Source organism: Haloferax sp. AB510, from assembly GCF_024136985.1.
GTDB lineage: Archaea > Halobacteriota > Halobacteria > Halobacteriales > Haloferacaceae > Haloferax.
Window position 1 is genome coordinate 1 of the sequence record NZ_JAMYJY010000139.1, and the last position, 7,990, is coordinate 7,990.

A 7,990-nucleotide genomic window follows, 5' to 3' on the forward strand; every position below is an offset into this window, starting at 1 on the left:
CCGCGCGGTCGTAGTAGCCCGGCACGTCCCGCAGGTAGTAGGCAACGTGTTCGGCCGCCGCCCGCCGCGCCTCGTCGGGGTCGTCGTGGACGGCTGTGAGGACGTACATCGCCACGTCCACGTCGCGCCCGGCGCGCCCGGCGCGGGCGGCCCCCGTATCGAGCCACTCCAGCGCCTCCTCGAACTGCGGGCGCGGGTAGAGATTCGGGAGCCAGCCGTCGGCGACTTGCCCGGTCAACCGGACGTTCGCGGGGCCGAGCGCGCCGTTGTAGATGGGTATCTCCTCGCGGACGGGTTCGAAGGCGTCCCAGAAACTCGTGCGCTCGGGCGAGAAGAACTCCCCGTCGAAGGAGTCGGCGTCGCCGCGGAGGTAGCGCCGGACGAGTTCGACGTACTCGTGGAGGCGCGAGAGCGGGCGGTCGAAAGGGACGCCGTGGAACGTCTCGACGACGCCGGGGTGGGCGACACCGAGGCCGAGAATCGCGCGGCCGTCGGAGTGGTCGTCGAGGGTCGCCGCGGCCGCCGCGAGCGCCGCCGGCGTCCGAGAGAACACGTTGACGATGCCGGTCGCAAGGCCGATTTCGTCGGTATGGACGGCCCAGCGTTCGAGCTTTCCGAAGGCGGTCTTTCCCTGCCCCTCGGCGGCCCACGCCGACTCGTAGCCGAGTTCCTCGGCGCGGACGACGAGCGACGGGTCGTCGCGGAGCGCGAACAGGACCGCGGTTCGGTCGCTCATTCCTCCGCCGGAACTGCGACCGCGTCCTCGGCCGGGACGACGCCGTCGACCGCGAGGTCGTTCCAGATGTCGAGGCGCTCGATGAGGCCCCGGCGGACGACGTAGATATCGACGTACCGAACGTCAGAAAAGTCCGCGCCGCCGTTGTCGACGCCGTAGAGCGACCCGACGCTCACGACGGTGTCGCCCGCCTCGATCCAGCGGTCGAACTCTTTTGCCGCCCACTCGTAGCGCGGTTCGAGGTGCGCGAGGAAGTCGTAGGCTGCGGTCGGTCCCTCGAAGGTCGCTCCCGGCAGGGTGATGACGGCATCCTCGGCGAACAGGTCGCCGACGGTGTCCCTGCGGTCGTCTTCCATGCGGTCGAAGAACTCCTCGACAATGTCTCGTGGCGAGTCCATGCGCTATGCGTGTTCTCAACCCACATAGTTTTTCACTCCGGTATCGCTGACTGTCTGTTCTTCCTGAACGTTCGAGGCGAAACGGCAGCGGGCGATGCAACAGCGAACCGTTCTACTCACGCGCGTATCTCTGAAACCCACGGACTCGGAGACGACGCGGAGGGGCCGTGACGACACCACCGCCGCCGGAGGCGGTAGTTTTACGATAGAGTCTACCTAGCAGAGTGCATGGACGAACTAGCCCGGCGGACGCCGAGCGACGGCGTCGCCGAAGTCGTCTCGGTCGACGACATCGAGTGGGACATCGACACGGACGTGCTCGTCGCAGGTGGCGGCGGCACCGGCCTCGTCGCCGCGCTCGCGGCCAGCGAGAACCCCGGCGTTCGCGTGACGGTGCTGGAGAAAGCACCCGAGTGCGGCGGCAACACCTCACTTTCGACGGGGATGATTCCCGCGGCGGGGACGCGACTCCAGCGCGAGGCGGGTATCGAGGAGACGCCCGCGGACATGGCCCGCGACATCTTAGAGAAGAACGACTACGAGGCCGACGAGGAGCGCGTGCGGTACCTCTGCGAGGAGAGCACGAACCTCATCCACTGGCTCGTGGACGACTGGGACGTCACGCTCCACATCGTGGACGATTTCAAATACCCCAAGCACTCCGAGTACCGGATGCACGCGCCGGCGGGACGAAACGGCGAGAACCTCGTCGCCGAACTGGTCGAGCGCGTCGAGTCGACGCCGAACATCGAACTCCTGACGAACGCGCCCGTGAAGCAGCTCATCGCCGACGACGGCGCGGTTCGGGGCGTTGTCGCCGGCCTCGGCCACGACGAGGCCATCGAGGCCGAGAAGGTCATCCTCGCCACCGACGGGTTCGCCGGCAACCGCGAGATGGTCACCGACTACTGCGAGGCGGACATCGAGCGGGCGCTGTACTTCGGCGCGGACGGAAACACCGGCGACGGCGTCCGCTTCGGCGCGGAACTCGGCGGCGAACTCGCCTGCATGGACGCCTATCAGGGCCACGCGACGGTGGCGAGCCAGACGGGGATGCTCTCGACGTACGCGGTCACGATGAACGGGGGCATCCTCGTGAATCAGGACGGCGAGCGCTTCGGCGACGAGTCCGCGGGCTACAGCGAGTTCGCCATCTCGGTGCTCAAACAGCCCGGCGGGCAGGCGATTCAGCTGTTCGACGAGCGCATCTTCGAGCGGCTCCGCGGGCAGTTCGAGGACTTCGACGAGGCCATCGAGCGGGGGACCTACCACAGCGCCGACTCAGTCGCTGACCTCGCCGAGCGACTCGGTGCCGACGGCGAGCGCGCCGCGGAGACGGTCGCCGACTACAACGAGGCCGCCGCGGCGGGCGAACCGGACGAGGTGGGTCGCGTCGACGGCGCGAACCCGCTGGAAGCGCCCTTTTACGGGACCAAAGTCACCGGCGCGCTCTTCCACACGCAGGGTGGACTCGTCGTCGACGAAGACGGGCGCGTCCTCCGGACCGACGGGAGCATCGTCGAGAACCTCTACGCCGGCGGCGGCACCGCCTGCGGCATCAGCGGTCACGGCGCGGGCGGCTACCTCTCCGGCAACGGACTGACGACCGCGCTCGGCTACGGCCGCCTCGCGGGCATTCACGCCCGTGAGTCGCTCGACTGACGCGCCACCTCGACCGATTCGGCCGGTTTGGCCGGCTCGACCGGTTCGACGCGGGAATACCTTCGGAACGTGACAACACGAGTACGATAGCATTTATTACAATTGGCACCAACCTCGTGATTGATTGCCATGGGTAAGACTCTCAAGTCTTCGACGAGCAACAGGCGGCGCTTCCTCAAAGCAACGGGCGCGAGCGTCGCGGCATTGACATTAGCCGGCTGTGCGAGCGACGACGCCGGAAACGGCGGCGGCGATTCGGGCGGCGACTCCGGCGGTGACTCGGGTGGGTCCGGCGGCGACACGGGCACCACGACGGGGACGCCCGAGCAGTCCGTCGACGAGGTCATCATCGGTTCGAACCACCCGCTTTCGGGCAGTCTCGCCGCGACGGGCGTCGGGATGAGCAACGCCATCAAACTCGCCGCGATGCGGAAAAACGAGGAGGGTGGGATCGAGTCGCTCGACGGCGCGGAAGTGACAGTCATCGAAGGCGACAACCAGGGCGCACAGGAACTCGGCGGGCAGGTCAGCGAGGAACTGCTCAGCGAGGGCGCGCACGTCCTCACCGGTTGTTACTCCTCGCCGGTGACGACGGCGGCGACGCAGGTCGCGGAACGGCAGGGCGTCCCGTTCGTCATCTCCATCGCCGCGGCGGACAACATCCTGCAGGGCCGCGACTTCAACTACGTCTACCGGCCGCAGCCCCCGGCGCGCCGGCTGGCGAGCGACTACGCGGACCTCGTGCCGACGGTCATCCGCGACGGTGGCGGCACCATCGATACGGCGGGACTGTTCTACATCAACAACAGCTACGGGCAGGCGATTCGCGACAGCCTCCGCGAGTTCCTCCCCGAGCAGAACGTCGAAATCGTCGAGGAGACGGCCATCGAGTTCGGCGCGTCGAACGCCAACACGCAGGTGTCGCGGCTCCGGAGCGCCGACCCCGACACCATCATCGCCACGACGTACGTCGCCGGCGGCGTTCTGCTCGCGCAGGCGCTGCAGGACCAAGACTACCGACCGCCGTACCTGACCGCGTCCGCGTCCGCGACGTTCACCGACGACGACGCGGTCAGCGACATCGGCGAGTTCGCAAACGGCGTGCTGGACAACAACTACGCGCTGAACCCGACGGTTGACAAGACCGCCGAGGTCCGCTCGCAGTTCCTCGACAACTACGACCAGGAGTTTTCGGCGTCGGTCGGGATGGCCTACACCGCCGCGGAGGTCATCATCCAGGGGGTCGAGGAGGCCGGTAGCGTCGAACCCGACGACATCAACGAGGCGCTCAAGGGCCTCAGCTACGAGGACCACATCTCCGCGATGGGCGCTATCGAGTTCGACGACCAGGGCGAGAACGTCAACGCGCTCGGCCCGGTGAACCAGGTCCAGGACCTCTCGGTCAAGGTCGTCTACCCCGAGGAGTACGCGGAGGCACCTCCGCAGGTCTGACTGCACCCCTCGCGCCCGTCACGTCAACGAACCGTCCCGAAAGATAGCCACCTTTTATGGGGGTTGCCAACAATTCCCGAGCGTAGAAACCGCATGGGACACCTAGTCACATCGGTCGCGCCGCTGCCGCTGCAGGGCGGTGGCCTCGGCCGATTCATCGACCCGTTCGTACAGTTCCTGACCGACATCACCAACTTGGAGCCCGTCCTCCTGCAGTTGCTCGCGTTCGGCCTCCTCCTCGGGGGCGTCTACGCGCTGACGGCGCTCGGGCTGACGATGATATTCGGCGTGATGGACGTCATCAACTTCGCCCACGGCGTCTTCCTCGTCGTCGGGATGTACTCGGTGTGGTTGGTCTCCGAGATGGCGGGCATCAGTCCGTTCCTCGGCATCCCCATCGCCGCCGCCGTGCTGTTCGTCCTCGGGGTGGTCGTCCACGTTCTCACGGTCGAGCCCATCATCGAGGCACCCCAGCAGAACCAGCTCATCGCGACGCTGGGCGTCCTCTTTATCATCCAGTCGGCCATCGAAATCGTGTTCACGCCCGACCCCCAGCAGGTCGAACTCTCGCTCGGTTCGATACAGGTCGGCGGCGTCTTCATCCCGCTCGGGCAGTTCTACGCGCTCGTCATCGCGCTCGGGACGATGCTCGCCGTGCGGGCGTTCCTGAACCGGACCGACCTCGGCCGGAAGATTCGCGGCACGGCCGACAACCGCGACGGCGCGCGCTACGTCGGCATCAACGTCCGCCGCATCAACTACCTCACATTCGGCATCGGCGCGGCGCTGGCCGGCGTGGCCGGCGGCTCCATCGCGCTGTTCCAGCGATTCGACCCCTTCACGGGCGAGACGTACCTCATCAACGCCTTCGTCATCGTCATCCTCGGCGGCCTCGGCTCGTTCCCCGGCGCGTTCGTCGGCGGCCTCATCGTCGGGATGATTCAGGTGTTCGGCGGCTACTACCTTCCCGGGACCACCGCGCAGGTGCTCATCTTCCTGCTTTTCATCGGGACGCTCCTCGTCAAGCCCGAGGGGCTCTTCGGAGGTGCTGAGGCGTGAGCGCAATCGAGACCGTCCGCGACCGCTACCGGACGTTCGACGACCAGCGGTACGCCCCGCTGGTGAAGGGCGTCGCGCTGTTCGGCCTGCTCGCGGCGCTCCCGACGATTATCGAAATCGACGTCGCCGGGATGGAGCTCGCGGCACTGCTGAGCCTGAAAGTGCTCATCCTCACGGTCATCTACGCCTACACGGCCCAGGCGTGGAACATCATGTCCGGCTACACCGGGCAGTTCTCCTTCGGGCACGCGGCGTTCTTCGGCATCGGCGCGTACGCCACGCAGGCGCTCGTCGTCGACGCCGCGGTGAACCCGTGGATCGGAATGCTCGTCGGCGGCGTACTGGCCGGGGGCTACGGCCTCATCATCGGCGCGCTCTCGTTCCGCTTCAAACTGCAGGGTCACTACTTCGCGCTGGCGACGCTCGCGTTCGCGGAACTGCTCCGCTTCGTCGTCACCAACATGTCGGAGCTCCGCGGGGCCAACGGCTACTTCAAGGCGTTTCCGCGGGACTACGGTGCGGAGTACGGTCTCGTCGCCTTCCAGTTCCAGAACGACCTGCCGTACTACTACCTCATCGTCGGCTTCCTGCTCGTCGTGACGCTCGTCTCGTGGGTCATCAAGAACTCGTGGGTCGGGCTGTACTTCTTCGCCATCCGCGAGGACGAGCGGGCCGCCGCCAGCGTCGGCGTGCCGAGCTTCCGGTACAAGCTCATCGGCGTCGCCGTCAGCGCCTTCTTCACCGCCCTCGGCGGTGCCTACTGGTCGATGTACTTCAACACTATCCGCCCCGACACCGTGTTCGCGCTGTTCAAGAACGTCGAACTGCTCCTCCCCGCCGTCGTCGGCGGACCGGGGACGCTTCTGGGGCCCATCGTCGGTTCGTTCATCGTCACGCCGGTCAGCGAAATCGCGCGGACGACGTTCTCCGACATCAACGGCCTCGACCGCATCATCTACGGCGCGTTTCTCGTGGCCATCGTCATCTACTCGCCGCGCGGTGTCGTGAGTTGGCCGAGTCAGGCGCGCGCGCTCTGGAAGCGCGTCCGCGGTGACGAGGAGGTGAGCGAGTGATGTCGACAGACGAGACGAACGCGCCCGACGCCGACATCGACCGCGACGGCGAGCGGATTCTGTCGGTCGAAGGCGTCGGCAAGCGCTTCTCCGGCCTGCAGGCGCTCGACGACGTGGACATGACCGTCAACCGCGGCGAGATTATCGGCCTCATCGGGCCGAACGGCGCGGGCAAGACCACGCTGTTCAACTGCATCAGCGGGGCGTTCCCGCCGACGAGCGGGACCGTCAAGCTCGACGGCGACGTCATCTCCGGCCTCCCGGCGCACAAAATCGCGCGGGCGGGGCTGGCGCGGACGTTCCAAATCACGCGCCCGCTGGAGGAACTGACCGTCGTCGAGAACGCGATGGTCGGCGCGCACATCCACACCCGCCGCCGGAGCGAGGCGCGCGAAATCGCCATGGAGACTCTCGAATTCGTCGGGCTCGCCGACAAGGCCGAAGAGGAGGCGGGCGAACTCACCGTCGGCGCACAGAAGCGCCTCGAACTCGCCCGCGCCGTCTCGACGCGGCCGGAAATCCTGCTCCTCGACGAGATTATGGCGGGGCTCACCCCGTCGGAGTCGAAGCAGATGCTCGACCTGTTCCGCCAACTGCGCGAGCGCGGGACGAGCCTCCTCATCATCGAACACGACATGAAAGCCATCATGAACATTTCGGACTACGTGAAAGTGCTGGACCAGGGGAAGGGCATCGCCTTCGGCGCGCCGGAGACGGTGGTCGAAGACGACCGCGTCATCGAGGCCTACATCGGGGGGTTCGACGTCGATGCTTGAACTGAGCGGCGTCCGCGCCGGCTACGACGACATCGAGGTGCTCCACGGCGTCGACATGCACGTCGACGAGGGCGAAATCGTCGCGCTCATCGGCTCGAACGGCGCGGGGAAGACGACGACGATGCGCACCATCTGCGGCATCCTCTCGCCGAGCCGCGGCGAGATAACCTACCGCGGCGAGCCGATTCACTCGAAGGCGTCCCACGAAATCGTCGAGCGCGGCATCGTACAAGTCCCGGAGAACCGCGACCTGTTCACCAACATGACCGTCATCGACAACCTGCTACTCGGCGCGCAGACCCAGGAGGCGAAGGCGGACCGCAGGGAGAACCTCAACGAGATGCTGGAGCTGTTCCCCCGGCTCGCGGAGCGCAAGAACCAGCGCGCCGGCACCATGTCCGGCGGGGAACAGCAGATGCTGACCCTCGCCCGCGCGCTCATGGGCGAACCCGACCTGCTCATCCTCGACGAGCCCTCCATCGGCCTCGCGCCGCACCTCGTTCAGGAGGTGTTCGACGTCATCGAGGACATCCACGCGCAGGGCATGACCGTCCTCATGGTCGAACAGAACGTCCAACAGACGCTCAAGCTGGCCGACCGGGGCTACGTCATGGAGAACGGCCGCATCAGCATGACCGCCGACGGCGACCAACTCCTCGAAGACGAAGGCGTCGTCGAGGCGTACCTCGGGGTGTGAGATGACCGACGAAGCGCTCGCGTCGTTCGTGTCCGACCTCGACCGGGGCGATCTCCCCGCGTCGGTCGCCGACCGCGCGTCCCTCGTCGTCGCCGACACCATCGGCGCGGTGCTGGGCGGCGCGTCGGACCCCGCGG

Annotated in this window: 8 protein-coding genes and 1 pseudogene; 7 read left to right on the forward strand and 2 right to left on the reverse strand. The window is 67.0% G+C overall.

The window, feature by feature from the left end; all coding sequences use genetic code 11:
- Positions 1–736: LLM class flavin-dependent oxidoreductase (locus tag NKF06_RS18700; protein ID WP_253246278.1), on the reverse strand; the 736-nt coding region annotated here is incomplete at its 3' end.
- Positions 733–1,134, reverse strand: a complete 402-nt coding sequence (locus tag NKF06_RS18705) for a nuclear transport factor 2 family protein (RefSeq protein WP_058826202.1) — start codon at positions 1,132–1,134, stop codon at positions 733–735. The genes NKF06_RS18705 and NKF06_RS18700, both read right to left, overlap by 4 nt.
- A gap of 228 nt (positions 1,135–1,362) precedes the next feature.
- Here NKF06_RS18705 and NKF06_RS18710 point away from each other — a divergent pair, with 228 nt between their 5' ends.
- The 7 genes and pseudogenes from NKF06_RS18710 to NKF06_RS21185 all read left to right on the forward strand — a co-directional run.
- Positions 1,363–2,796: an FAD-dependent oxidoreductase gene (locus tag NKF06_RS18710; RefSeq protein ID WP_253246279.1), complete on the forward strand. Its 1,434-nt coding sequence runs from the start codon at positions 1,363–1,365 to the stop codon at positions 2,794–2,796.
- Positions 2,797–2,925: 129 nt separating this feature from the next.
- The gene (locus NKF06_RS18715) at positions 2,926–4,248 is read left to right on the forward strand and encodes an ABC transporter substrate-binding protein (protein WP_058826200.1); all 1,323 of its coding nucleotides are present in this window, start codon (positions 2,926–2,928) and stop codon (positions 4,246–4,248) included.
- A gap of 93 nt (positions 4,249–4,341) precedes the next feature.
- Positions 4,342–5,307, forward strand: coding sequence for a branched-chain amino acid ABC transporter permease (locus NKF06_RS18720; protein WP_004978186.1), 966 nt, complete (start codon positions 4,342–4,344; stop codon positions 5,305–5,307).
- Positions 5,304–6,380: a branched-chain amino acid ABC transporter permease gene (locus NKF06_RS18725; protein ID WP_253246280.1), complete on the forward strand. Its 1,077-nt coding sequence runs from the start codon at positions 5,304–5,306 to the stop codon at positions 6,378–6,380. Before NKF06_RS18720 ends, NKF06_RS18725 begins: the two co-directional genes overlap by 4 nt.
- Complete coding sequence (locus NKF06_RS18730; protein ID WP_253246281.1) at positions 6,380–7,156, forward strand: ABC transporter ATP-binding protein; 777 nt, start codon at positions 6,380–6,382, stop codon at positions 7,154–7,156. The genes NKF06_RS18725 and NKF06_RS18730 overlap by 1 nt, the downstream gene beginning before the upstream one ends.
- The gene (locus NKF06_RS18735) at positions 7,149–7,853 is read left to right on the forward strand and encodes an ABC transporter ATP-binding protein (RefSeq protein WP_253246282.1); all 705 of its coding nucleotides are present in this window, start codon (positions 7,149–7,151) and stop codon (positions 7,851–7,853) included. Before NKF06_RS18730 ends, NKF06_RS18735 begins: the two co-directional genes overlap by 8 nt.
- A gap of 1 nt (position 7,854) precedes the next feature.
- A pseudogene (locus NKF06_RS21185) lies at positions 7,855–7,990 on the forward strand (MmgE/PrpD family protein); the annotation flags it as partial.

Bases quoted from the DNA above. Each gene is read 5' to 3' on its own strand.
- NKF06_RS18730 (WP_253246281.1), top strand. From the start codon at position 6,380: ATGTCGACAGACGAGACGAACGCGCCCGACGCCGACATCGACCGCGAC.
- NKF06_RS18735 (WP_253246282.1), top strand. From the start codon at position 7,149: ATGCTTGAACTGAGCGGCGTCCGCGCCGGCTACGACGACATCGAGGTG.
- NKF06_RS18720 (WP_004978186.1), top strand. From the start codon at position 4,342: ATGGGACACCTAGTCACATCGGTCGCGCCGCTGCCGCTGCAGGGCGGT.
- NKF06_RS18710 (WP_253246279.1), top strand. From the start codon at position 1,363: ATGGACGAACTAGCCCGGCGGACGCCGAGCGACGGCGTCGCCGAAGTC.
- NKF06_RS18705 (WP_058826202.1), bottom strand. From the start codon at position 1,134: ATGGACTCGCCACGAGACATTGTCGAGGAGTTCTTCGACCGCATGGAA.
- NKF06_RS18715 (WP_058826200.1), top strand. From the start codon at position 2,926: ATGGGTAAGACTCTCAAGTCTTCGACGAGCAACAGGCGGCGCTTCCTC.